This is a genomic window from Gordonia sp. NPDC003424 (assembly GCF_053588655.1).
Map to the genome: position 1 here is coordinate 22,314 of NZ_JBSFQJ010000001.1, position 23,799 is coordinate 46,112.

Genomic DNA, 23,799 nt, shown 5'->3' on the forward strand with positions numbered 1-23,799 from the left:
AAGGACAACCAATATGGGCACTTTGGAGGGAAAGGTCGCGTTCATCACCGGCGCGGCACGAGGACAGGGCCGCAGTCACGCGATCAAGCTCGCGAGCGAAGGCGCCGACATCATCGCCATCGACATCTGCCGACAGATCCCCACCGTCGAGTACGACATGTCGACACCCGACGACCTCGCACTTACCGTCAAAGAGGTCGAGGCCCTCGACCGGAGAATCGTTGCGACACAGGCCGATGTTCGCGATCCCGACGCGATCGCCGCAGCACTGACCGCCAGTGAGTCGGAGCTCGGACGCCGCACCGACATCGTGCTGGCCAATGCTGGCATCATGCCACTGGGTTTCACCATCACCTCACATCAGGCGTTCCTCGATGTCATCGACGTGAACCTCAACGGCGTGCACAACACGGTCGAGGCCGCGGTGCCCAGCCTGCTGGCCAACGAGGGCGGATCGATCGTGATCACGAGTTCGAGCCAGGGCCTGAAGGGCACCGGCGGGATGGGCGGCGTGAACGCCGCATACACCGCCGCCAAGCACGGTGTCGTCGGCCTGGTGCGCAACTACGCGAACTGGCTGAGTCCGAAGAACATCCGTGTCAACACGATTCACCCGACGGGTGTCGCGACCCCGATGATCCAGAATCCGATCGTCGAGCAGTTCTACAGCGATCCCAACGCCGACTTCGACGCGATCCGCAACCTGATGCCGGTACCGTTCATAGATCCGATCGACGTGTCGAACGCCATCGCGTTCCTGGTCAGCGATGCCGCGAGGTATGTCACCGGCGTCACGTTCCCGGTCGACGCCGGATTCAACGCCCGCTGAGGACATCCCACACGAGCCCCGCACCGATTCGCCCGGTGCGGGGCTCGATCCGTTGTGCTCCCACAGCGACGGGTGCCGAACGCAAAGCCATTGTCGCACTGCGACATCCGCCCACGCCCGGTGACGGGCGTGGGCGGATGGTCGAGACCCCCGGGTGTGGGCGGACGGTCAGCCGTCCACACCTGCGGCCGCGCGGGCCGCTATGTAGCCATAGACCAGCCCCTGGCCGATCGTGGCGCCGGCTCCCGGATAGGTGGCCCCGAAGGCATTGCCGGCGGTGTTGCCGATGGCATACAGACCGTCGATCGCGGTGCCGTCCTCACGGAGCACCCGCGCCCGCGCATCGGCACGGAGACCCCCGCAGGTGCCGAGATCACTCAGGACCACTCGGACCGCGTACAGGGGTCCGACGTTCAGTGCACGCAGGTTGGGATTGGGCGTCACCGTCGGGTCACCGTAGTAGCGGTCGTATGCGCTTGTCCCGCGCCCGAATTCGTGATCGGCGCCGAGTTGCGCCGCCGCGTTGAACCGGGCGAATGTGCCGGTGAAGGTCTCGATGTCGACGCCCATCGCGTCGGCAAGGTCCACCGGGTTGTCCGCCTTGGCGGCCACTCCGCTCTCGTACCAGGCGGCCGGCAGCTCTTGGCGCGGCATCAGGCCACCGGCCATCACGTAACTGTTGCGGTTCTTCTGGTCGAAGACCAACCACATGGAGCCCACCGGGTCACCGTTGCGTTCGCGTTCGAGCACCGCCTGACCGAACGTCATGTAGTCGACGGCCTCGTTGATGAACCGACGACCTCCACCGTCGACGATGAACGAGCCCGGCAACGAACGCTCGGCGAGCAGAACCGACGGTGCGCCGCCGGGAACCGGCATCACCGCAGGGAACCACCAGGCCTGCTCCATGGACTCGACACCCGCACCGAGTTCCTGGCCGAGTTTGATCGCATCCCCGGTGTTGGCCTCACAGCCCAGGCTGAGGTCGTCGGTCAAGCTCTCCGACTGGAACTTTCGACGCATCTCCCCGTCGTGATCGAAACCACCCGCGGAGAGAATGACTCCCTTGCGCGCGATCACGCGGGTCATCACCCCCCGACGTTCGACGACCGCGCCGATCACCCGATCGTTCTCACTGATGAGCTCGACCATCGGCGCGCTCGTCCAGATCGGGATGCCGGCATCGATCGCGCCCTTGAACAGGCCGGCCGCGAGCGCTTGCCCACCCGCGATGTACTCGCGCTTCACGACCATCCCACCGACGCCTATCGCCAGCGATTTCATGATGCGCGGCAGAGACTTTCGCGGAGTGCTGGTCATCAGGTTGAACCACTTGTAGTCCGCGCCGGTCACCGGCATCGGGAACGACGATTCCATCAGGCCCGGACGCAGACGTTTGCGCTCCTCCCCCAACCGGGACGCGTCGAACGGTTTGCATTCGCAGGTGCGGCCGACCGCGGAGCCGCCCGCCTCCTCCGGGTGATAGTCCGAATAGCCCTGGGCCCACATGAACTTCATCGGCGTGGTGCGCGACAGCATGGCGATGGCCGCCGGGCCGTTGCTCAGGAAGGCGGCACCGCGATCGGCCGGTGCGCTGTCACCGACCACCGCACTCACGTAGTCGGCGGCCGCCTGCGGTGAATCCTCCGGCTGCAGTTCACGCAGCACGGGATTGCCCGGTACCCAGAACGCCCCGCCGGAACGTGCAGTGGATCCGCCGACGTATTCGCTCTTCTCCACCACCAGGGTGGACAGTCCGAGTTCATGCGCGGTCAGCGCCGCCGCCAAACCGGTTCCGGACCCGACGACGAGCAGGTCGACCGTGTGCTCGGTGGTTGTGGCGTTGTCTGTCATCAGTTGCCCTTCTCGGCATTGGTTCCCGCGTTGGGAACAAACGTCAGGTCCTCCGGATGTGGCTCGCGCAGCATCGTCCAGTAGTCGACGAGGCGCCATGGGCACGGCACGATCGCGCGACCCGCGCTGTTGCGGTAGTAGCCGGTGACATTCTTGCCCGGATGCACCCAGACGGTCTCGTCGAGCGCCTCCTCGACCTTGACGTTGTAGGCGTCAAGGACCTCCGGGCGGACATCCATGGAGGCGTAGTCGTGCTCGAGCAGGTACTGCAGGCACTCCAGCACGTAATGGACGTGTTCCTCACTCAGGATATTGTGTCCGGCTCCATGATTCGGGGCCGAGTTCGGGCCGGCGGTGACGAACAGGTTGGGGAACCCGGCCACCTGGATACCCATGTAGGCGCGCGGGTCGTCGCCACCGGACCACACATCGGCGAGCGATCGGCCGTCTCGGCCGACGATGTCGATCGAGGTGGTGAACTCGAGCTTGAATCCCGTGGCCAGGATGATGACGTCGGCCTCGATGTACTCGCCCTCGGTGGTGTACACGCCATCCGGGGTCACTCGCTCGAACGACGCACGATGCAACGCAACGTGATCGCGCTTGAGCGCCCGGTAGAAGCCGGGGTCCTTGACGATGCGCTTCGCGTACGGGCGGAAGTCGGGGGTGAGCTGCTCCATCAGGTCGGGACGGTCGCCGAGACTGTCGCGCAGGTAGCGCTGCGCGTTCTGCAGCACCATGTCGTTCTCGGCCGAGGCGGACAGCTCGTGGGTCGCTTCCCATTCCTTGTCGACCCGCGGCAGCCGGTAGAGATTGTCCGACGCGAACCAATACGACCGCAGCCGAAACCACTCGTGGTAGTAGGGGATGTGCTCCAACGCCCATCGCTCCGACTCCGGAACATTCTGCACCACAGTACGTTCCGGGACGAGCCAGTGCGGCGTCCGCACGACGACGTCGAGTGCGGCGACCTGGTCGACGATCGCGGACACCACCTGCACCGAGGTGCATCCGGTGCCGAGGACCACGACCCGCTTACCGGTCAGATCGAGCGTCTCGTCCCATGCGGCGGTGTGGATCACCCGGCCCGCGAAGGTGTCCAGGCCGGGTACGTCCGGAATGTTCTCCGAGTTCAGCATGCCGAGGGCGGTGATGACCGCCTTGGCGCGGTGGTGTTCGACCGCGCCGGACGCATCTCGTGTCTCGACGTCCCAGATCTGCTCGTCCTCTGACCACCGCGCCGCGCTCACTCGCGTCTCGAAGCGGATGTTGTCGCGCAGGCCGTACTTGTCGACGACGTCGAGCAGGTACTGCTGGTACTCGGGCCCGGTCGGGTAGTACCGCGTCCAGTGCGGGTTCAGTTCGAAGGAGTAGGAGTAGTAGTGACTCGGAGTGTCCACGGCGGCACCGGGATAGGTGTTTCGCGACCATGTGCCACCGATCTCGTCACGCGCCTCGAAGACGGCGTAGGGGAATCCGGCCTCCTGCAGTTTGATCGCCGCGTTGATCCCGACGATGCCGGCACCGACGATCGCCACCTCGAAGGTGGTGGGCGGTGTGACGGTCACCGGGACGTGACGTTGGTCGGTCACGAACCCGGCCTGCTCGAGCAGGATCGGCGCGAACTCTGCGTCGACCTCCTGCGAGGTTGCCACCTTCGCCATGCGCAGGAACAGTTCGGTGTCGGGCACACCGATCGCCGGCTCGAGTTCACTGCCGAGTAATTCCATGGCGCGCGAACGGATGTCGTCGACGACATCGGGCGGATACTGGCCGGCCGGCAGGGTGTTCTTCGCCGCGGCGGCGTAATGCGTGCCGGGACGGGAGATCTCCAGCCGGGCACCGAACTCGTCGAGGAGTCCGGTGTCGCCGGTCAGATGGACCAGGGCCATGAGCAGCGGGGCCGGATCGCATCCGGCGATGGCGTCGCGCAGATGCGTTTCGTCCACGTCGGTCAGGTCCGATCTGCTTTCTGCGGAGATGATTTCGGTCATTGCCTGCCTTCCGGAAGGGGCACGCCCATGCGCGTGAGCATGTCGCGCGGATTCGATGGGGGGCGCAGATCCAGGAGTTGCTGTCCGCGCCGATGGGCTGCCGCAGTGCATAATTCGTCGTCGGAGTGAATCCAGAACTCACCGCGGGCGATCTGGTCGATCATGTGTTCGGCAGCGATCAACGGGTCGAGACCCTTCTCGACGTTGTCCCGCTGCATCGCGGCGAACACGGCGTTGGCGGTTTCGTTGCGCGTCGGTGCGTCGCGCTGCGCGGACAAGAAGATCTCGCTGCGGATCGAGTGCGGGATGACGGCGCTGACCTGGATCGGTGCGCCGACGATCAGCAGGTCCTGGTAGAGGCATTCGGTCATCGCGAGAACCGCATGCTTGCTGACGATGTACGGGGCCTGCACGGCGACCGTGTTGAGCCCGCCGACGGACGACAGGTTCGCGATGCACGACGGGGTGCCCGCCTCGATCATCCTGGGCACGAAGGCCTTCAGGCAATAGAACACCCCGTCGACGTTGATCTGCATCAGCCGCCGCCAGCGGTCGGTGTCGATCTCCCACAGCAGGCCGGCCGATTCGACACCGGCGTTGTTGATCAGCAGTTCGACGCTGTCGTAGCGGTCGAAGATCTCTGCGGCCGCCGCCTGCACCGCGTCGCTCTGGCTGACGTCGAGTCCGAGGCTGTCGGCCCGGCCACCCTTGTCCTCGATGTCGGCGGCCACCGACTTCGCGCGCTCGGCGTCGATGTCGGCGATGACCACCGTCATCCCCAGACCGGCGAGATGCCGGGCAAGGCCCTCGCCGATGCCGGCTGCGGCGCCGGTGACGACGGCCGTGCCCGACGAAAATCGTTCGTGTGCAACAGTCATCGCTGGCCTCCTCTCTTCGGGTTGGTCACAGTCCGGTCGGCGAGATGTGTGGGTTGGCCCATGCGGGCGGCTCGCGACGCGGCAACTCGGTGGTGCCGTCCAGCGACATCACCGGGGTGCCGGTGGCCCACGGATAGTGCAGGCTGAACGCGACGAGTCCCGTCCGTTCGGCGGCCGGCATAGTACACATCTCCAGCACCGTCTGGGCCAGGTATTCGACGGGCTCGGTCTCGTATCCCTCGGGCAGCAACGACTGCGCGCCCGGTGTCATGATCGCCGTGGACGGACCCACCGCGTTCACCGCGATGTTGTCGTCGAGCACCTCGGCCGCCAGGCCCTGGGTGAATCGGTGCTGCGCTGCCTTCGCCGACGCGTAGATCACGTCGCCGGAGGTCTTGTTGTACTCCCGGAAGGGACGGATCGGGCTCATGCCCGTCGACGAGCCGATGTTCACGATCCACCCCGCCCCCTCCTTGCGCATATGTGGGATCGCTCTCTGCGACAGCAGAAACGGAACTTTGAGATAGTGCTCGAGGGTGCGGTCGAAGGTCGCTTCGCTCATCGTCTCGATCGGGCTGTAGTCGGCGAAACCCGCGTTGTTGACGAGGATGTCGATGCCGCCGGCGCGCTCCACCACGTCATCCACCAGCGCTGCGCGCTGTTCGGAATCCTCCAGGTCGGCCGGGATGGCGATTGCCGTCCCGCCGAGTTCCTCGATCGCCGAAACCGTTTCGTCGAGCGATCCGGAAAGCACCTGCGTCTGCCCGTTGCGGGTCGATGGGGACGGCGTCGTCGACCGCGCCGTCACCACCACGGTTGCTCCCTCGGCCGCCAAGCGCTGGGCGATCGCCCGGCCGATTCCCCGGCTGCTGCCGGTCACCAACGCCGTCCTGCCCGCCAAACGCTGTGTCATCTCCACCCTCTGCGCCGTCGTCGTGTTCGGGCTCACACCCTTGTGTCCATCGTCAGGTGTGCACGGGCACTTCAGGACTCGTGCGTCCACTCAATGGAACAGCCGATCTCGTACCGTCCGCTGCTGGTTGAGCCGGGCGGGAGTGCCCCGCCACTGGTTGAGCCGCGCCACCGCTGGTCGAGTCGGCCCCACCGCTGGTTGAGCCGGCCCCCACCGCTGGTTGAGCCGGGCCGGAGTGCCCCACCGCCGGTCGAGCCGCCCACCGCTGGTTGAGCCGGGCCGGAGCGATAGCGGAGGCCCGAGTCGAAACCACCACAGCCACAACGCGATCGATCGGGAGCAGAACGAGGTTTCGACTCGCTCGTCGCTGGCGCTCCTCACGGCTCAGCCAGCGGGTAGGCGCCTCACGAGGTTTCGACACGCTCGTCGCTAGCGCTCCTCACGGCTCAACCAGCGGGGAGATGCCTCACGGCTCAACCAGCGGGCGGGGGCCTCACCATGGTTTCGACTCGCTCGTCGCTAGCGCTCCTCACGGCTCAACCAGCGAGGGGCTCAGCCGGCGAGAGGGTCAGAGCGACAGGACTTTCCGCATCATCTGCCACACCGTTTCACGCGCGGCCGGTGTCAGCGACAACTGCGGAAAGGTCAGGAATCCGTGGAACAATCCGTCGAAGCGGTGGGTTATCACCGGGACGCCGTCCTCGACGAGGCGCGCGGCGTAGGACTCACCCGACGAACACGGCGGATCGAGTTCGGCGGTTGCCACCACAGCCTTCGGGAGGCCGGCCAGCGAGTCGGCCCGAGTGGGCACGACCAGCTCGCTCTGCCGATCGGCGGGCTCGGGGGCGTACTGGTCCCAATACCAGCGCATGGCCTTGGTGGTGTTGTAGTAGCCCACGCCGTACCGCTGATACGACTCGGTGTCGAAGTCGTCGTCGATCACGGGGTACAGCAACACCTGCGCGGCGATGGGCGGGCCCCCTCGATCCCGTGCCGCCAGCGACACGGCGGCCGCGAGATTGCCACCGGCACTGTCCCCGGCGACGACGATCCGCTGTGGATCGCCACCACGGGCTCCGATGTTCTCGGCAGTCCAGCAGAGCGCAGCGTACATGTCCTCCAACGCATCCGGAGCGCGATGCTCGGGCGCGAGCCGGTAATCGACCGACGCCACGATCGCGCCGACGGCGTCGGCCATCGATCGGCAGAACTCGTCGTGACTGTCCAGGTCACAGAAGACGAATCCACCGCCGTGCGCGAACACCACCGCCGGGAGCGCCTCGTCGGCGTGATGGGGTATGTAGATCCGCAGCGCCAGATCCCCACCGGGCCCGTCGATGACCACGTCCTCGACCGCGGCCATGTCGGGCAGGCGGGTCAGCGGAGCGCGACGCGACACGATGATGGCCCGCAACTCGGCCGGATCGTGCTCGGTGACATCGGGGAAACCTGCCTCGAATGCTGCGAGCATGGTCTCGACATCCGGGTGTAGATCGCTTCGCCGCTGCACCCCGTCGTCCGTGTTCCCGGCCATCAGGAGATCTCGAATCCCTTGTAACCGGCCTCGGCAACCTCGGCGCAGATCCGACCGTAGTTGCCGAACCCGCCGATGTAAGGCATGAACACCCGCGGTTTGCCTTCGATGTTGGCTCCCATGTACCACGAGTTCGCGGTCGGGAAGAGCGTGGCCTGCGCCTTCGCGTTGCATTCGGTCACCCAGTCGTCGACGGCGTCGGCGGTCGCCTCGATCGCGGTCCCGTTGTGCTCGTCGAGATAGGTGATGCAGTCGGCGATCCAGTTGACGTGCTGTTCGGCGCCGAGCACCATGTTGGCGAGCACGCTCGGACTGCCGGCGCCGGTGGTGATGAACATGTTGGGGAATCCGTGGACGGCAAGACCCAGATAGGTGCGCGGTCCGGCGGACCATTCGTCGACGAGCGTGCGACCACCCCGGCCCCGAATGTCGATGCGCGACAACGATCCCGTCATCGCATCGAAACCGGTGGCAAAGACGATCATGTCGAGCTGGAACTCACGGTCGCTCGTCCGCACTCCGGTCTCGGTGATCTCGTCGATCGGGGTCTTGCGCAGGTTCACCAGGGTGACATTGTCACGATTGAAGGTCCCGAAATAGCCACTGTCGGTGACGATGCGCTTGGTCCCGATGGGGTGATCGGTGGGGATCAGGTCATCGGCGACGGCCGGGTCCGTCACGATCTCACGGATCTTGGTCTCGACGTATTCGCGGGCGGTGTCGTTGGCCTCGATGCTCACGGTCTGATCGGGGAAGGCCTTCGCGAACAGGTAGCCGCCACGCCGCCACCACTCGTCGTAGACCCGGGTCCGCTCGTCCGCGTCGACATCCATCGCATTCTTCGGGTACGCCTCGTTGGGCGTTCCGCCACCGCTGGCGAACGACTTCCGGCGTCGCTCCGGATAATTCGCCTTGACGTCGGTGATGAACTCCGCACTCAGCGGCCGGTTGCCCGCCGGGATCGAATAGTTGGGGCTGCGCTGGAACACGACAACCTGCTCGGCGGTCTCCGCGATGACCGGGATCGACTGGATGCCCGACGATCCCGTGCCGATGACACCGATTCGCTTCCCAGCGAAATCGACTGGCTCGTGCGGCCATTCACCGGTGTGGTAGCTCTCCCCCGCGAACGAGTCACGGCCCGGGATGTCCGGCCGGTTCGTGGCCGACAGAACGCCGGTCGCCATGATCACGAACCGAGCGGTCGTGGTGATGCCCGTGTCGGTGGTGATGGTCCATGTGCCCGAGGGCTCGTCATAGATGGTCGCGGTCACCCGGTTGAGGAATTCGTAGGCGCTGCGCAGATCGAATCGATCGGCCACGTGCTCGAGGTAGGCGAGAATCTCTTCTTGCGTGGCGAATCGCTCGGTCCAGGTCCATTCCTGTTGCAGCGCTTCGTCGAACGAATATGAGTAGTCGACGCTCTCGACGTCGCAGCGGGCGCCGGGGTACCGATTGTGGTACCAGGTACCGCCGACGTCCTCCGCGGATTCGAAGCCGTGCACCCGCAACCCTTGTGCACGCAGTTTGTGGACTGCGTAAAGCCCGGAGATGCCGGCACCGATCACGACGACGTCGTGCTCGGTTGCCGCCCTCTTCATGCCATCATTGCTCACCGTGTCACATCCTTGTCGGTGGTTTCGTGCCTGACGCGAATGTACGTCGAGCACAGCGTTGTTCAAGATTCGTAGCCCGCCCGGCGGACGGCGAACGGGGAGCGATCAGGCGTCGACGTCGACCGGTTCCGCCGCGGCCTGCTCCACGACCGCGGTCTCTTCGGCAGCCTTACGCCGCGCTTCCTTCATCTCGCGAGCCCACATCCACTCGTGACCCCAGTAGCTGTCGGCGGTGATTTCCTCTGCGGTGTAGTACGTTTCGTCGACGAGTTGGCCACCCGTGCCGTACTCGATATCCCAGCCTCCCGGCACCCGGACATAGAAGGAGATCATCTTGTCGTTGGTGTGACGGCCCAGCGTCGAGGACACCGGGAAGTTCCGGGACAGCACCTGGTCGTAGGCGCGGCCGACCGCGTCGAGTGAATCGACCTCCACCATGACGTGGATCAGACCCGGGTCACGGCCCTCGAGGCTGGGCATGATCGCGAGGCTGTGGTGACGCTGGTTGACACCGAGAAACCGGATGCGCATCGGCGCGCCGTCGGGCCCGGGGCCCATCCGGAATGCGCCACGCGGCAGGAAACCCAATGTCTCCGTGTAGAACCGGAAGGACTCCTCGAAGTTGGTGGTGGGCATCACCACATGTCCGAGCCCCTGGGCACCGGTGATGAAACGCTGTCCGTATTTTGTGATGACCGGGCTGTGTTCGAGGACCGGACCGAAGAAGAACTCCAGCGGGGTGCCACCGGGATCCTTCATACAGATACCCGCCTCGACCTTGCGCAGATCGCACAGTTCCTGCGACATCTGTTCGTACGCAACGCCTCGGGTGTTAAGGGTCTCCGCCAATCGTCGCAACGCCAGGTGGTCACGCACCTCCCAGCCGACCGCGGTGACCCGGTTGACATCGGCACGTTCGACGGTGATCCGCGCCTGCCGCTCATCGAGACGAAAATGCAGTGCGTCGAGTTCGTCGCCGATGCCCGGGGCGAACCCCAGGACCTCGAACCCCAACTCGCGCCAGCGATCCATGTCGGTGGCCTTGACCCGAACGTAGCCAAGGCCTTTGATCTCGGTCATGTGTGTGTCCTTCGAAGAGTCGCCGGGCCGTCAGATCATCACGCGCAGCGGCCCGGCGGGTACGTCGACGCCGAGCGACGACAACGCCGATGCGTGATAGGTGGTGCTGCTGACGTGGATGGCGTGGTGGATGCCGGCATGGGCGTCACGCCAGAACCGCTGCAACGGGTTGTCCATCCGCAGCGCGTTGCCGCCGGATCGGTCGAAGATGTCGTCGGCCGCCCGGACCGCGCGCCACGCGGACCGGACCTGGTTGCGTCGTCCGGCGGCGCGGGTCTCGAAGTCGACCTCCTTGCCCGCGTCGACCAGATCCCAGATGCGATCGACGTTGGCGAGCAACTGTTGCCGGGCCGCGTCGATCTCCGACGCCGATTCGGCGAGCGCATGGAGCACGTAAGGGTCGTCTTTGATCTTGGTGCCCGCGGCGCCGACACGCTCGCGCTGGTAGTCGATGCCGGCGGCGAGGGCGCCTTCGCAGATGCCGATGGTCGCCGCGGTGATCCCGAGCGGGAACATCGTCGACCACGGCATTTTGTAGAGGGTCTCGGTGACGCCGTATTCCTTGGCGGCGATGCCGTCGATGACATCCTGCGACCTCATCACCCGATAGGCCGGGATGAATGCGTCCGTGACGACGATGTCCTTGCTGCCCGTGCCACGCAGTCCGACGACATCCCAGGAATCCTCGATGATCTGGTAGTCCGACCGCGGGAGGATCACGTGCAGACCGACCGGCGGCATGAGCGGTGCCCCGTCGTCACCACCCACCATGGCGCCCAGGAAGATCCAGTCACAGTGATCGGTGCCGGAGGAGAATTGCCAGCGTCCGGTCATCCGGTATCCACCCTCGACCGGGATGGCGATGCCGCCGGGCATGTACGGCGACGCCTGCCAGGTGTCCGAGTCGGAGCCGAGTACCTCGTCCTGCACCTTCGGATCGGCGAAGGCGAGCTGCCACGGATGGACCCCGACGATCCCGCCGACCCACCCGGCCGAACCGTAGAGCCCGGCGGTCTTCATCACCGTTTCGGCGAACTCACGCGGGTGCGCCTCGTAACCGTCGTACTTCTTGCGCTGCAACAACCGGATGATCCCGGCAGTCTTGAGGCCTTTGGCCATGTCGTCGCTCAGCCGGCCGAGCCGATCCGATTCGTCGGCGCCGGCCCGGATCTCGTCGGACATGGCGACGATCCTGTCGAGCACTTCGTAGCTCATGGTTGTCTCCTGGTGGTCATGGATGGGTGTGAGGGGCGGCGATCAGGACGACGAGTCGGCGGTCACCGCTGCGCCGGCTTCCCGGGCGCTCGTCAGGTTCGGGGCGATGGCACTACGTCCGGCGGTGAGGTTCTCCTCGACCTCGGCCCGCCAACTCCGGAGTGCGCGTTCGGTGTCGATCTCGTACTCGAACCGGTTGGTCATCTCCGGGGTGACGTCCTCGACGTCGACGTAGAACTGCTCGTACCACCGACGCAACTGGTACACCGGGCCGTCCTCCTCGCAGAGGAGCGGATTGTCGATGCGCGACTTGTTCTTCCAGATCTGGACGTCCTGTTCGAAGCCGATGGCCACCCCCTTGGCCACCGCCTGTGCGATCTGGTCGGCCTGCTCGGCGGGCATCCCCTCGGGCTTCTCCACCATCACGCCGTACTGCAATCTGAACGAGGTCGCCGAGATCGGGTAGTGGCAGTTGATCAGGTAGATGTTGGGGCCGGCCGCCTGGTCGCGGCCTCCGCTCCACAATTTGTCGATCATGTAGGACGGGCCGAAATACGTGGCATCCGAACGACTTTCGGTGCCGTAGTTGGTGTTCTGACTGACACCCTGCGCATCGGCCCGCGGCAACGACCGCATCGTCTGGTTCGCGGTGTGCCCTTCGAAGACGTTGCGGAAGTAAGTCGGCATGCCGTAGTGCACGTAGAAGAAGTGCGCCATGTCCACGACGTTGTCGACGATCTCCCGGCAGTGCGATCCGGTGACCTCGATCGAGTTCCACACCCAGTCGGTCCACCCCTCGTCGCCGTACCAAGGGATCTCCGGGATGGCCAGCTCCGCCGGCGGCCTACCACCCTGGGGGTCGTGCCACACGAAGAGCTGACCGCTGACCACCGTCGCCGTCCACGACCGTGTACGAGCCAGCGGCGGAACACGCTTCGCGTAGGGAATGCCCGCGCACTTGCCGTCGCCGCGCCACCGCCAGTCGTGGAAGGGGCAGGCGATGGCGTTGCCCTTGATCGTGCCCTGGGCCAGATTGCCACCCATGTGGCGGCAGAAGGCGTCGAGCACGTTGATGGCGCCGTCCTCGCCGGCGAACACCACCAGCTCGGTGCCGAACGCCGATACCTGGTGCGGCTGACCATCGCCGAGATCGCGGGCGAGACCGAGGCAATGCCAGCCGCGCGCATAGCGTTCCGGCGGTGTACCGGTGTCGATGACCCGCACTTCGTCGGCGGTGTCGGCGGTGGGATTCACTCAGGCCTCCTGATCGGACTGTCGCGACCCGTGTTTCGTCGCACTATGACCAGCTTGGCAACTTGCGGTGGCCCTGTGACGCACATCTCCCACCGAATGGGAAGGCAACTTCGGACGCCCGGCCTCGCCAGGATTGAACCGGAAGATCAGTACTCGACGGCGATCTCGTCGCTGACCGGCTCGGCCTGGCACGCCAGGATGTAGCCGTCCGCGATGTCTTCCTCGGTGAGGATCTCGTTGTGCGCCATGCGTACCCGGCCGCTCTTGAGCGTGCAGACACACGCACTGCAGGCGCCTTCCCGGCACGAGTACGGGGCGTCGACGCCGGCTCTGAGCAAAGCGTCCAACAGCTTCTGCCGCGCCGACCAGGCGACGGTATGCCGCTCGCCGTCGAGTTCCACCTGTACCTCGCACACCACCTCGTCCTCCGCGAGCGGCGCCTGGGCATCGATGTCATTGGTGGCGAACGGATTTCCGTGCAGCGATCCGAACCGCTCGACATGCACACGCGAATGGTCGAAACCGACCTCGGTACACACCAACACCGTCATGTCCATCAACGGAGTCGGACCGCAGACATACAGAGCGCGATCGTGAAGCGGTCGAAGCAGCGCCGAGAGGCCCTCGCGCGTCGGATAGCCCTGTACCGATTCGAGCATGTGCACGACGGTGAAGCGGTCGGCGAAGCGCTCGGTGAGCTCACGGAGTTCAGCGGCGAAGATGACCGAGTTCTCGTCGCGGTTGGCGTAGACGAGGAAGACGTCACCCGAGCCCTCGAACAAGATCGACTTGGCGATCGAGATGACCGGCGTGATACCGCTGCCGCCGGCGATGAGGACCACCGGATCCGACAGCGAGGACGGGACGAACGTACCGGCCGGTGGCAGCACCTCGAGTTCGTCACCGACACGCACCGAGTCGCAGATCCAGTTCGATCCGTGACCACCGGCGACGCGTTTGACCGTGAACTTCGGCGCGGTGTCGCTGTGCGGCGAGCTCGCCAGCGAGTAGCAGCGCGCCGACCCGCTGCCGACGTCCGGGACCCGGACGGTCAGGAACTGTCCGGGCGAGTAGGTGAAGTCCACCGCGTCCTCGGGGGCCGGTTGCACGATGATCGAGCGGGCGTCCCGCGTCTCGTCGATGACGTCGGCGACGCGAACGCGCCGGCCACGCGACGCGGCAGTCATCGCCGACACCGACGCGTGCGATTCCGTTGCCGAGGCGTCGTCGGCGACCACGTTGCTGGACATCGGGGCTCATTTCTCTGGTTCTCGCGGGGTGGGTATTCCGCCGGGTCGCGGCGATGCGTCAGCCGGCGGCGTTGTGCGGCAGACTATGCGCGCGGATGCATGCAGGACGGCGGGTGTCTCGCTGATCGGGAGGCGGGATCGGCCCGACACCTGCAGTCATGACACAGTCCTGACCGGCCTGCCGGCGCTGTTTGTCGCCGGCCGCGGACCAGGAGTACGGTGACCGTTGTCACATCAGGAGGACAGGTGCGGACATCGCAAACAGGGGACAATCCGGTTTCCGTCGTCGAGCGGGTGTCGCTGGTGCTCGAGGCGTTCAACGGAACCGGGACGATGACGCTCGCCCAGGTCACCTCGAGGACCAAGCTGCCGCGGTCGTCGGTCCACCGGCTGCTGGAGCAGCTCGCGAGCGCGGGGTGGTTGGCCCGGTCGCCCGACCAGACCTATGAGTTGGGGGTCAAGGCATACGAGATGGGTCAGGCCGCCCTCAATCAGAACCGCCTGCTGCAGGGTGCGCGTCCGGTGATGCACACCTTCGTCCAGCGCACCGGCTACACGATCCAACTCGGGGTGGTCGATCGCGGCGACACCGTCTACCTGGCCAAGGTGAACGGCCGACTGTCCGGGCCCACGCCCACCGCCGTCGGCCAGCGCGTGCCTGCACATCTGACCGCCCTCGGCAAGGTCGTCCTTGCCTATCAACAGGTGGCACCGCACCCGTCGCCACGCGGACTGCGTCACGACGAGGACGGGCAGCCGGACGACGGCATCCTCACCTCCCCACGGTTCGAGGAGGAGCTCGCGCAGATCCGTGATCGTGGTGGCGCATTCGATCGGGGGGAGGCGTTCCCCGGCATCGGGTGCGTCGGGGTCTCGATCGGCCCGGCCGACCACATCTACGGCAACCTGGCGGGACTCTCGGTGTGCGGACCGGTCGGCGCACTCGACTATCGCAAACTCCTCGGTCCGGTGCGGATCGCCGCCCGCGAGATCTGGGACCGTTGCGTCGCCGCCGATCTCGCCACACACTGACCCGTCGTCGACAAACCTGTCCACCGAGTGGGATGAGCGGATGCCGGTCGGCGGGGAGCGGCCGACGATCGGGTGGTACGCCCGGTGCCGAGGTGTCCGGGCCCTGTGACGAGGAGTGAGAACGTGCATCGATTCGACGGAAAACGGGCTCTGATCACCGGCGCCGCGTCCGGTATCGGACAGGCAACCGTCCTTCGCCTGCTGTCGGAGGGCGCGACCGTCGTCGCCGGGATGTCGTGGCCGACGGACTGGTCCGGACGGCTCAGCTGGCCGCAGACATCGCCAAACCCGACCAGTTGATCACCCGCACCATCGACATCGGCGCCGAACGGTCCGTGCGCGAGGGCGTCACGTTCGCCGTCGAGAGGCTCGGAGGACTCGACGTCCTGGTGAACGCTGCAGGTATCCTGCGCAGCGGCCACACCGAAGACACGTCACTCGACGACTGGAACCAGATCATCCGGATCAACCTGACCGGGACGTTCCTGATGATCCGGGAATCGTTGCCCGCGCTCATCGAATCCGGGCACGGCGTGATCGTCAACTTCAGCTCGACATCGGCCTCCTTCGCCCACCCGTACATGGCCGCCTACGCGGCGAGCAAGGGCGGCATCCAGTCGATGACCCACACCATCGCCCTCGAGTTCGCCAAGTACGGTGTCCGCGCGGTTTCGGTTGCGCCAGGAAGCATTTCCAGCGGAATGACCGCCGCGCCCGGACTGCCCGACGACGCCGATTTCACCCTGTTCACGAAGTTGCAGCCGGCGGTGGCCATCGCTCCGTCGACCTCCGACGACATCAAGATCCCCGGCATGGCCGGGCCGGACAAGGTGGCCGGCGTGGTCGCGATGCTCGCCTCCGACGACGGTGCGTTCATCAGCGGCACCGAGGTCCGCATCGACGGCGGCAGCCACATGTGATCGGTGGTTTCCGGGTTGCGGTGGGCGACAAACGCTTCCACCGCAACTCGGAGGTCTACCGCAGACCGGTCAGGACGGCGCGGGCACCGATGCGTCGGCCAGATGCGTCGCCATGTCGCCGGCGGCACGATACGCCATGACCATGCCCGACCCCAGTGGCACACCGGGTCCGGGATAGGCGGTGCCGGCGATCGACGCCGACGAGTTGCCCGCCGCGTACAGCCCGGCGATCCGGGTGCCGTCGGCCCGGCACACGCCGCCATCGCGGTCGATGACCGCGCCACCTTTGGTCCCGAGGTCACCGAGGACCAGGCGGACCGCGTGGTAGCGCTGTCCGGCAATCGGTTTCAGACACTCGGAGGCGTCTTTCGCGCCGACAAAGAACCGGCCGTACGGGTCCTCGCCCCGCGCGAAGTCGGCGTCGACCCCGCTGTCGGCACATGAGTTGAACCGCGCCACGGTCTCCGTGAGCGCCTGCGGATCGAGGCCGATGGCGGCGGCGAGGTCCGCGATCGAGGACGCCGTGTGCCACAGCCCGGCTTCGCTCAACGCATCCCGGGTCGGTGCGGGCATGCAGATGGCCGGCAGTTCGTCGCCGGCCCGGTCGTCGAAGATGTACCAGAAATGCTCGCCGTACCCGTCATCCATCCGCGACTTCATCGCGCGGCCCATCTGGTCGTACGGCAGCATCTCGTTGGCGAAGCGGCGAGCGGTGTCGTCGACGAAGATGCCGGATCGGACTCCCAGGGTGAAGGCGGCATGCCCGTTGGGGAACAGCGTCGCCGGGCACCACCAGGATTGGTCCAGAAGATCCACGGCCGCACCGACTTCGGTGAGCATTCGGAGCGCATCGCCGCCACCGGTGTTCGGATGCGACGACGACCAGTCGGCGGTCGGCATGTGCTGATGGGTGGCGCGCAGCGCGGCGGACCGTTCGAATCCGCCCGCGGCCACCAGCACTCCGGCGCGTGCTTCGATGCGCTGCTCCCCCTCCGGTGTCCGGACGACGAGTCCGACGACGCGACCCGACCCGTCGGTCACGAGATGCTCGGCCGCCACACCGAGGCGCAGATCGGCGGTGTCGGATGCGTCCAACGCGAGCACCATCCGGGCGATCCAGGCCTGGCCTCCGTCCAGAACCGATCGATCCATGGCGACCCCGAACTGGTCGGTGGGTACCATGGGGCGCACGTCGTCGAGCCGGTCGCCGACCTCGTCGGCGGTGATCGGCTTGGCGAAGATGCTGCGGCCCATGGCACTTCGTCCGGGTGCCGCGAAATAGTCGGGGAATGGACGATGTTCGAGCGGAATGCCGACGGTGTTCTCCAGAAACTCGGCGACGGCCGGGCCACTCTCGAGGTACGCACGTGCGACGTCGGTGTCCGCGCGATCTCCGACGACCTCGCGGAAGTACCTGAGTCCCTTCTCCACAGAGTCGTCCACCCCGTCGCGGGCGAGCACATGATTTCCCGGTAGCCAGACACTGCCGCCGGAGTACGCCGAGGTGCCGCCGAATCGATCGGTCTTCTCCACCACACAGGTCGTCAACCCACGTTCGACCGCGGCCAGCGCGCCGGCCAGTGCGGCGCCACCCGATCCGACCACCACCACGTCAAAACTGTTGTCCCAAGCCATTGCTGCGTCCACTCCGTGTCGTCTCAACCCATTCCCGATCCGTCCGGGATCGAGTCGTCTGCGCCACCCTAGGACGGTGAGAGCGCGCGTACCACCGTCGTCCCGCTCAGTGGTCGTCCCCGTGATCGGTCATCCCGATCACGCACGGCGCCGTCCCCTCGACAGGGCACGGTGCGTCAGGATCGGCCGACGAACTCGATGCGGTATCCGTCCGGGTCGTCCACCACGCCGATGGTCATGCCGTACTGCGGCATATCGGTGGCCGCGGTGACCTGCGTGCCGCCGGCCGCGCAGGCCCGCTCGATGCGGTCGGCGACGTCGGACACGTTGAGCACCAGCTTCACAAGCATGTTGCCGTGGTCGGACACACGTCGGGCTCCGTCGCCCGTTGCCCGGATCAGCTCCACCCCCGCGGCACCCGCGCGCAGGATCACCGCGTCGAAGTCCGCGGTGGAGAACTCGCGTTCCTGCACGAAGCCGCAACCGGCGGAATAGAACTCGGCGGACGCGGACAGATCGGTCACCCGGATCGCGGTGAGCGACATCATGGTCGGGCCGCCTCCGGCCGCACCGTTCATCGAGTCTGCGATCCGCCGTTGAAGTCCAATGTCTGGCCGGTCATTCCGCCCGCTTCGTCGGAGGCGAGGTACGCGCAGAAGGCGCCGACCTCGATCGGATCACCGAGTCGTCCGATCGGGACGCCCTTCAGCAGGGACTCGATCATCTCGGGGGTCATCTTGTCGACGAGATTCTGCTGCAGCCCCAGCGCGACGATGTTGGCGGTGACCCCGTACTGCCCGGTCTCGGCCGCGAGGTGACGGATGAATCCCTCGATACCGCTCTTGCCGGTGGCATACATGCTCTGGTTGATGTTCTGCCCGGTCCGCGCGGAGCCCGAGGAGATCTGGACGATGCGACCCCACCCTGCATCGCACATCCCGTCGAGCGCCACCTTGATGCAGTTCATCGCGCCGAAGATGTTGAGGTCGATGGGCGCCCGCCAGTCCTCGGGGTTCAGCTCCCGGAACGGCTTGATCACGCGCCCTTCGGCGATGCCGGCGTTGTTGACCACGATGTTCACCGGGCCACCGAGTTCGGCTTCCGCTGCACGGACGTGCTCTTCGACCGCCGCGAAATCGGTGACGTCGAAGGCGGAGGCGATCGCACGGTTGCCCTCTTCGGCGATCGCCGCGGCCACCTTCTCGGCGCGGTCGCTGTGGAGATCGTTCACGATGACCGACGCTCCCTGTCGTGCGAGCACGGTGGCGATTCCTTCGCCGACGCTCTGCCCGGCCCCACTGACCAAGGCGATACGGCCTGCCAAACTGAACACGAGGATTCTCCTTCTGCGGCCACCCGACAGGGGCTGCGATCACGTACCGCCAGTTCACCGCAAGTACATGCGTCCTGTCAATGATTTTGGGATAGCATTTTGTATCCAATCTTGCTAGCCTCGCCGTCATGAGCCCCGACACAACCATCGCCGACACCGACGTGCCGACGGTGCGCACGAGCTTCGACGGCGGCGTTGCCCGCCTGACCCTGAACAACCCGCGGCGTAAGAACGCCATCAGCCTGGCGATGGCTGCCGAGATCGAAAAGTTCTGCGACCGAGTCGAATCCGACGCGACGATCGGCGCCGCGGTGATCGATGCGGCCGGTGCCTATTTCTGCAGCGGCGCCGACACCCGAGACCTGGCCTCCTCGTCGTCGGACCCGGCATCGCCCGACGCCGTCAAACGCACCTCTGCCGTCTACGGCGCATTCGTGCGTGTCGGCAGCCTGCCGGTGCCGACCATCTCGGTGGTGATCGGCGGCGCGGTCGGCGCCGGGCTCAATCTGGCCATGGCTGCCGACATACTCGTCACCACCCCGGATGCGTTGCTGGACAGCGGTTTTCTTGCGCGCAGCATCCATCCGGGCGGTGGACACATCGCCCTGCTCGGGCGGGCCGTCGGGTGGTCGAACACCATCGCACTCGCCGCGTGCGGCCAGTCGTTCACCGGCGAGCAGGCGGTCGCCCGCGGACTCGCCTACGCGGCCGCGCCCAAGCCGGAGCTGGCCGCCATCGTCGACGGGCTGACGGCGCCCGCCGCCGCCGACCCCGAGCTCACCCGGCGCATCATGGGCAGCGCACGACTCGAGCTGGGGCCGCCGGCGGTCAGCTGGTCGTCCGCCCTCGAGATCGAGCGCGGCGTACAGATGTGGTCGATGTCCCGTAAAGGGCAGCAGGCGTGGTCATCTCGCGGTCCGGAACGCAATTGACCGCCGCCACCGGCACCCGGCCGGTGACCGAATCGACGCTCAACGACCTCCGCTCCGAGGTCCGCAGGTTTCTGCGGTCCGAGATCGCCTCGGGCGGCTTCGTCCCGGACTCCGACAGCTGGATGACCGGATTCGATCCCGATTTCAGCGCTCGGCTCGGCGCCCACGGCTGGCTCGGCATGACGATGCCGGCCGAGTACGGCGGAGGAGGCCGCAGCCCGGTCGAACGGTTCGTCGTCACCGAGGAGATGCTGGCGCACGGCGCACCGGTGGCGGCGCATTGGATCGCGGACCGCCAGATGGCTCCGGGTATCCTGGCTCACGGAACCGAGACGCAGAAGCAGCGCTACATCCCTGGAATTGCCTCCGGTACAACATTCTTTGCGATCGGAATGAGCGAACCGGATTCGGGCTCCGATCTGGCGAGCGTGCGCACCCGGGCCGTCGACAACGGCGACAGCTGGACGATCACCGGCACCAAGGTGTGGACCACGGGTGCACATCTGGCGCATGCGATGGTGTTGTTGGCCCGCACCGACGGTCGGCCCGAGGATCGGCACGACGGACTCTCCCAGTTACTGGTCGATCTGCCGCACCCCGACATCGAGATCCGGCCGTTGCGCAGTATCGACGGCCAAGCGCACTTCAACGAGGTGATCTTCCACGACGCCGTGGTGCCCAAGTCGGCGTTACTCGGCGACCGTGGGCGCGGTTGGGCTCAGGTGATGAGCGAGTTGGCTTTCGAACGGTCCGGACCCGAGCGCTATCTCTCGACCATGCCGCTGCTGCGTGCCTGGTCCGATGAGTTGCGTCGCACCGGCGCCACCCCCGAACAGCGGGTCACGCTGGGCGCCCTGACCGCGCAGGCGTGCGCATTGCGGCGAATGTCGCTGCAGGTGGCCGATGAACTGTCGCGGGGCAACAAACCGGATGTGCTGGCCGCGATGGTCAAGGACCTCGGCTCGCTGTTCGAGGGCGACCTCGTGTCGGCGGTGCGTTCGTCGAGCGGCGTCGTGGCCAAACGCGACGGCGCGGACCCGTTCGCGCTGTTGCTGGCGCAAAGCGTGCTGCACATACCGGCGTTCACCCTCCGGGGTGGCACCAACGAGATCCTGCGCGGCATCGTCGCACGGGGATTGGGGATCCGATGAGCGACCTGACCGCCGACCTCGTCGACACCACGGCGTCGATCATCGATCGGGTCGGCGTCGACACCGCCACCCCGGCAACGGGTGCCGACACCGCGCTGTGGTCCGCTCTTCTGGAGGCGGGATTCGTCGGCATCGATGTGCCCGAGGAGTTCGGCGGCAGCGGCGCCGGCACCGACGACGCACTCGCGGTGCTGGCGATGGTTGCCCGCAGCGGCGCCGTCACGCCCCTGGTGGAGCATGGGATACTCGCCGCACACCTGGCCGGGCGGGCCGGTTTCGACCTCGACGGCCGGACCGCGACGATCGCCATCGCCGACGAGCGGTGTACGGCACGGACCGACGGCGACCGTCTGATCCTGGACGGCGTCGTGTCCGAGGTCGTCCACACCGACCTCGCCGACACGCTCGTGCTACTCCTGCCGGAACCGGTCGTGGCCGTGGTCGACCTTTCTGGGAGCGGTGTGGTGGTGCGCCGGGGCACCGATCTACTCGGCGCGTCGGTGTCGGAAGTCGCATTCGACGGTGCAGCAACAATTTTCCACGCCAAGTCACCGATGGACGGCGACGAGGTGCGGCAGCGCGGCGCGCTGGCGTACGCGGTCGCCCTGTCCGCCGCGGCCGAAGCCGCTCGCGATGCGACCCTGCGCTACACCACCGAACGCAACCAATTCGGTCGTCCGCTCACGAAATTCCAGGCGATCCAGCAGCGTCTGGCGGTGATGGCCGCCCAGACCACGATGATGCACACCGCCACCCAAGCCGCCATCGACGCGATCGGCACCGATCCGCAGACGGCCCGTGGCGCCGTCGCCGCCGCCAAGGTGGTGTGCTCGCGCCATGCGCACGAGGTGGCCGCGGCGGCCCACCAGTTGCACGGCGCCATCGGGTTCACCTCCGAACATGCGCTGGGCCGCTTCACCACGTCGCTGTGGACATGGCGCGACCGCCATGGCACCGAACGTGATTGGGCTGAGGTCCTCGCCGGTCAGATCCTCGACGACGGTGTCGATCTGTGGGATGTCGTCGTCGGACTCCCGGCCGGCGACTCCCTTCCCTCGTCCCTGACCGATGAACCAGCCGAACGGGAAAACCCATGAGCGTCATCACGACTCGCCCCGCAGCCGAAACCGAGCCGCCGGCCATCGACGGTCGTGCGGCCTGGCGCGCTGCCGACACCGCCGAGGGCAATGGGGTCCTGACCGGTCTGCGGGTCCTCGATCTCAGCCGCGTGCTCGCCGGTCCCTACACCGCCCAGAGCCTCGCCGATCACGGCGCCGAGGTGATCAAGGTGGAGGCTCCCTCGGGGGACGAGACCCGCGGATGGGGGCCGCCGTTCATCGAGGAGGGACGCAGCAGCGCGTATTTCGCCGGACTGAATCACAGCAAGGAGAACATCTGCCTCGACCTGAGAACCGGTGAGGGGAAGGAGGTCCTCGGGCATCTCCTCGCCGGAGCGGATGTGGTCATCGAGAACTTCAAGGCCGGCACCATGTCGCGGTGGGGCTTCGACTACGAAACCGTACTCGCACAAGCCGATCCGCGATTGGTGTACTGCCGGATCACGGGGTTCGGGGTCGACGGGCCGATGGGCGGGCTCCCCGGCTACGACGCGGTGCTGCAATCCTTCGGCGGTCTGATGAGCGTCAACGGCTACGCCGACCGTGGTCCCCTGCGTATCGGCGTGCCGATCGTCGACCTCGTCGCGGCGAATCTTGCCGTCAGCGGCATCATGCTCGCGTTGTTCGACCGCGAGCGGAGTGGTCGCGGTCAACTGGTCGACATCACCCTGCTCGACTCGGTCGTCTCCATCCTGCACCCACATTCCGCCAACTGGATCACCAGTGGCACGGTGCCCCACCGTACCGGTGATCTTCATACGACCGTCGCCCCGTATCAGGTGTTCTCGGCGCGCGACGGTGATTTCTTCGTCAGCGCGGCGAACAACCGTCAGTTCCGTTCCCTCGTCGAGACACTCGGCCTGCCCGAACTCGCCGACGACCCCCGATTCGTCGACAACGCGCAACGCCACGCACACCGCGAGGAACTGGCCGACCTGCTCGGCGACCCCATCGCCCGGTTTGACCGCGCGGACCTCGCCGACCGGCTCGAACGTGTCGGGGTGCCTGCCAGCTCGGTCAATACTGTCGACGAGGCACTCCAGGCTCCGCAGACTCGTCATCGTGACCTCTTCCTGGAGACCGACGACTATCGTGGGATCGGCGTACCGATTTCGCTGAGCCGCTCCGGCCACCGCACACCGCGCCCGGCCGTGCCCCGCGGCACGCACACCGACGTGGTGCTCGGTGCGATGGGCTACCGGCCCGAGCGGATCGCGGAGATGCGCACAGCCGGAGTGCTCGGCGAACCGTGAGAGGAGTC

The 23,799-nt window shown here is 66.5% G+C and carries 19 protein-coding genes and 1 pseudogene; 7 read left to right on the top strand and 13 right to left on the bottom strand.

The genetic code is table 11. The features are described from left to right. Positions 1–13 precede the first annotated feature (13 nt). The gene (locus ACWDTI_RS00120; RefSeq protein WP_449736003.1) at positions 14–829 is read left to right on the top strand and encodes a mycofactocin-coupled SDR family oxidoreductase; all 816 of its coding nucleotides are present in this window, start codon (positions 14–16) and stop codon (positions 827–829) included. 168 nt (positions 830–997) lie between these two features. On the opposite strand, the gene ACWDTI_RS00125 is transcribed toward ACWDTI_RS00120, so the two are convergent. The 10 genes from ACWDTI_RS00125 to ACWDTI_RS00170 form a co-directional block, all read right to left on the bottom strand. Continuing rightward, the gene (locus tag ACWDTI_RS00125; RefSeq protein WP_449736004.1) at positions 998–2,683 is read right to left on the bottom strand and encodes a 3-ketosteroid-delta-1-dehydrogenase; all 1,686 of its coding nucleotides are present in this window, start codon (positions 2,681–2,683) and stop codon (positions 998–1,000) included. After that, the gene (locus tag ACWDTI_RS00130) at positions 2,683–4,677 is read right to left on the bottom strand and encodes a flavin-containing monooxygenase (RefSeq protein WP_449736005.1); all 1,995 of its coding nucleotides are present in this window, start codon (positions 4,675–4,677) and stop codon (positions 2,683–2,685) included. The genes ACWDTI_RS00125 and ACWDTI_RS00130 overlap by 1 nt, the downstream gene beginning before the upstream one ends. Continuing rightward, positions 4,674–5,555, bottom strand: coding sequence for an SDR family NAD(P)-dependent oxidoreductase (locus ACWDTI_RS00135; RefSeq protein ID WP_449736006.1), 882 nt, complete (start codon positions 5,553–5,555; stop codon positions 4,674–4,676). The genes ACWDTI_RS00130 and ACWDTI_RS00135 overlap by 4 nt, the downstream gene beginning before the upstream one ends. Positions 5,556–5,580: 25 nt before the next feature. After that, positions 5,581–6,468: an SDR family NAD(P)-dependent oxidoreductase gene (locus ACWDTI_RS00140; RefSeq protein ID WP_449736007.1), complete on the bottom strand. Its 888-nt coding sequence runs from the start codon at positions 6,466–6,468 to the stop codon at positions 5,581–5,583. A gap of 568 nt (positions 6,469–7,036) precedes the next feature. Further along, a complete protein-coding gene (locus tag ACWDTI_RS00145; protein WP_449736008.1) occupies positions 7,037–8,002 on the bottom strand; it encodes an alpha/beta hydrolase in 966 nt (321 codons plus the stop codon). Next, positions 8,002–9,603 carry a flavin-containing monooxygenase gene (locus ACWDTI_RS00150; protein WP_449736481.1) on the bottom strand — a complete coding sequence of 534 codons (1,602 nt, stop codon included), beginning with the start codon at positions 9,601–9,603 and terminating at the stop codon, positions 8,002–8,004. The genes ACWDTI_RS00145 and ACWDTI_RS00150 overlap by 1 nt, the downstream gene beginning before the upstream one ends. A 120-nt stretch (positions 9,604–9,723) precedes the next feature. After that, positions 9,724–10,698 (bottom strand): VOC family protein, encoded by a 975-nt coding sequence (locus ACWDTI_RS00155; RefSeq protein ID WP_449736009.1) that lies wholly within the window; start codon positions 10,696–10,698, stop codon positions 9,724–9,726. A 30-nt stretch (positions 10,699–10,728) separates the two neighbouring features. Further along, on the bottom strand, positions 10,729–11,913 hold the full coding sequence (locus ACWDTI_RS00160) for an acyl-CoA dehydrogenase family protein (RefSeq protein WP_449736010.1): 1,185 nt from the start codon (positions 11,911–11,913) through the stop codon (positions 10,729–10,731). A 42-nt stretch (positions 11,914–11,955) separates the two neighbouring features. Then, the gene (locus ACWDTI_RS00165) at positions 11,956–13,167 is read right to left on the bottom strand and encodes a Rieske 2Fe-2S domain-containing protein (RefSeq protein WP_449736011.1); all 1,212 of its coding nucleotides are present in this window, start codon (positions 13,165–13,167) and stop codon (positions 11,956–11,958) included. Positions 13,168–13,313: 146 nt separating this feature from the next. Next, positions 13,314–14,354 (bottom strand): 2Fe-2S iron-sulfur cluster-binding protein, encoded by a 1,041-nt coding sequence (locus ACWDTI_RS00170; protein ID WP_449736482.1) that lies wholly within the window; start codon positions 14,352–14,354, stop codon positions 13,314–13,316. A gap of 309 nt (positions 14,355–14,663) precedes the next feature. On the opposite strand from ACWDTI_RS00170, the gene ACWDTI_RS00175 reads away from it, so the two are divergent. Both ACWDTI_RS00175 and ACWDTI_RS00180 read left to right on the top strand, forming a co-directional pair. Beyond that, the gene (locus tag ACWDTI_RS00175; RefSeq protein ID WP_449736012.1) at positions 14,664–15,449 is read left to right on the top strand and encodes an IclR family transcriptional regulator; all 786 of its coding nucleotides are present in this window, start codon (positions 14,664–14,666) and stop codon (positions 15,447–15,449) included. A 123-nt stretch (positions 15,450–15,572) separates the two neighbouring features. After that, a pseudogene (locus ACWDTI_RS00180) lies at positions 15,573–16,369 on the top strand (SDR family NAD(P)-dependent oxidoreductase). Positions 16,370–16,438: 69 nt separating this feature from the next. On the opposite strand, the gene ACWDTI_RS00185 reads toward ACWDTI_RS00180, so the two are convergent. The 3 genes from ACWDTI_RS00185 to ACWDTI_RS00195 form a co-directional block, all read right to left on the bottom strand. Continuing rightward, positions 16,439–18,004: an FAD-dependent oxidoreductase gene (locus tag ACWDTI_RS00185; RefSeq protein WP_449736013.1), complete on the bottom strand. Its 1,566-nt coding sequence runs from the start codon at positions 18,002–18,004 to the stop codon at positions 16,439–16,441. 176 nt (positions 18,005–18,180) lie between these two features. Next, a complete protein-coding gene (locus ACWDTI_RS00190; RefSeq protein ID WP_449736014.1) occupies positions 18,181–18,552 on the bottom strand; it encodes a VOC family protein in 372 nt (123 codons plus the stop codon). Positions 18,553–18,578: 26 nt separating this feature from the next. Next, the gene (locus tag ACWDTI_RS00195) at positions 18,579–19,337 is read right to left on the bottom strand and encodes an SDR family NAD(P)-dependent oxidoreductase (protein ID WP_449736015.1); all 759 of its coding nucleotides are present in this window, start codon (positions 19,335–19,337) and stop codon (positions 18,579–18,581) included. A gap of 128 nt (positions 19,338–19,465) precedes the next feature. Between ACWDTI_RS00195 and ACWDTI_RS00200 the strand changes: the two genes are divergently transcribed. Genes ACWDTI_RS00200 through ACWDTI_RS00215 form a run of 4 tightly spaced genes read left to right on the top strand, consistent with a single transcriptional unit; the run spans position 19,466 to position 23,791 of the window. Next, complete coding sequence (locus ACWDTI_RS00200; RefSeq protein ID WP_449736016.1) at positions 19,466–20,269, top strand: enoyl-CoA hydratase-related protein; 804 nt, start codon at positions 19,466–19,468, stop codon at positions 20,267–20,269. Further along, positions 20,266–21,420, top strand: coding sequence for an acyl-CoA dehydrogenase family protein (locus ACWDTI_RS00205; protein ID WP_449736017.1), 1,155 nt, complete (start codon positions 20,266–20,268; stop codon positions 21,418–21,420). The genes ACWDTI_RS00200 and ACWDTI_RS00205 overlap by 4 nt, the downstream gene beginning before the upstream one ends. Further along, a complete protein-coding gene (locus tag ACWDTI_RS00210; protein ID WP_449736018.1) occupies positions 21,417–22,517 on the top strand; it encodes an acyl-CoA dehydrogenase family protein in 1,101 nt (366 codons plus the stop codon). Before ACWDTI_RS00205 ends, ACWDTI_RS00210 begins: the two co-directional genes overlap by 4 nt. Beyond that, on the top strand, positions 22,514–23,791 hold the full coding sequence (locus ACWDTI_RS00215; RefSeq protein WP_449736019.1) for a CaiB/BaiF CoA transferase family protein: 1,278 nt from the start codon (positions 22,514–22,516) through the stop codon (positions 23,789–23,791). The genes ACWDTI_RS00210 and ACWDTI_RS00215 overlap by 4 nt, the downstream gene beginning before the upstream one ends. Positions 23,792–23,799 lie beyond the last annotated feature (8 nt).

What these genes read in the sequence shown, in the direction of transcription:
- ACWDTI_RS00190 (WP_449736014.1), bottom strand. Translation starts at nt 18,552, where the DNA reads ATGATGTCGCTCACCGCGATCCGGGTGACCGATCTGTCCGCGTCCGCC.
- ACWDTI_RS00150 (WP_449736481.1), bottom strand. Translation starts at nt 9,603, where the DNA reads ATGAAGAGGGCGGCAACCGAGCACGACGTCGTCGTGATCGGTGCCGGC.
- ACWDTI_RS00125 (WP_449736004.1), bottom strand. Translation starts at nt 2,683, where the DNA reads ATGACAGACAACGCCACAACCACCGAGCACACGGTCGACCTGCTCGTC.
- ACWDTI_RS00160 (WP_449736010.1), bottom strand. Translation starts at nt 11,913, where the DNA reads ATGAGCTACGAAGTGCTCGACAGGATCGTCGCCATGTCCGACGAGATC.
- ACWDTI_RS00215 (WP_449736019.1), top strand. Translation starts at nt 22,514, where the DNA reads ATGAGCGTCATCACGACTCGCCCCGCAGCCGAAACCGAGCCGCCGGCC.
- ACWDTI_RS00140 (WP_449736007.1), bottom strand. Translation starts at nt 6,468, where the DNA reads ATGACACAGCGTTTGGCGGGCAGGACGGCGTTGGTGACCGGCAGCAGC.
- ACWDTI_RS00145 (WP_449736008.1), bottom strand. Translation starts at nt 8,002, where the DNA reads ATGGCCGGGAACACGGACGACGGGGTGCAGCGGCGAAGCGATCTACAC.
- ACWDTI_RS00155 (WP_449736009.1), bottom strand. Translation starts at nt 10,698, where the DNA reads ATGACCGAGATCAAAGGCCTTGGCTACGTTCGGGTCAAGGCCACCGAC.
- ACWDTI_RS00210 (WP_449736018.1), top strand. Translation starts at nt 21,417, where the DNA reads ATGAGCGACCTGACCGCCGACCTCGTCGACACCACGGCGTCGATCATC.
- ACWDTI_RS00130 (WP_449736005.1), bottom strand. Translation starts at nt 4,677, where the DNA reads ATGACCGAAATCATCTCCGCAGAAAGCAGATCGGACCTGACCGACGTG.
- ACWDTI_RS00185 (WP_449736013.1), bottom strand. Translation starts at nt 18,004, where the DNA reads ATGGCTTGGGACAACAGTTTTGACGTGGTGGTGGTCGGATCGGGTGGC.
- ACWDTI_RS00170 (WP_449736482.1), bottom strand. Translation starts at nt 14,354, where the DNA reads ATGACTGCCGCGTCGCGTGGCCGGCGCGTTCGCGTCGCCGACGTCATC.
- ACWDTI_RS00135 (WP_449736006.1), bottom strand. Translation starts at nt 5,555, where the DNA reads ATGACTGTTGCACACGAACGATTTTCGTCGGGCACGGCCGTCGTCACC.
- ACWDTI_RS00120 (WP_449736003.1), top strand. Translation starts at nt 14, where the DNA reads ATGGGCACTTTGGAGGGAAAGGTCGCGTTCATCACCGGCGCGGCACGA.
- ACWDTI_RS00200 (WP_449736016.1), top strand. Translation starts at nt 19,466, where the DNA reads ATGAGCCCCGACACAACCATCGCCGACACCGACGTGCCGACGGTGCGC.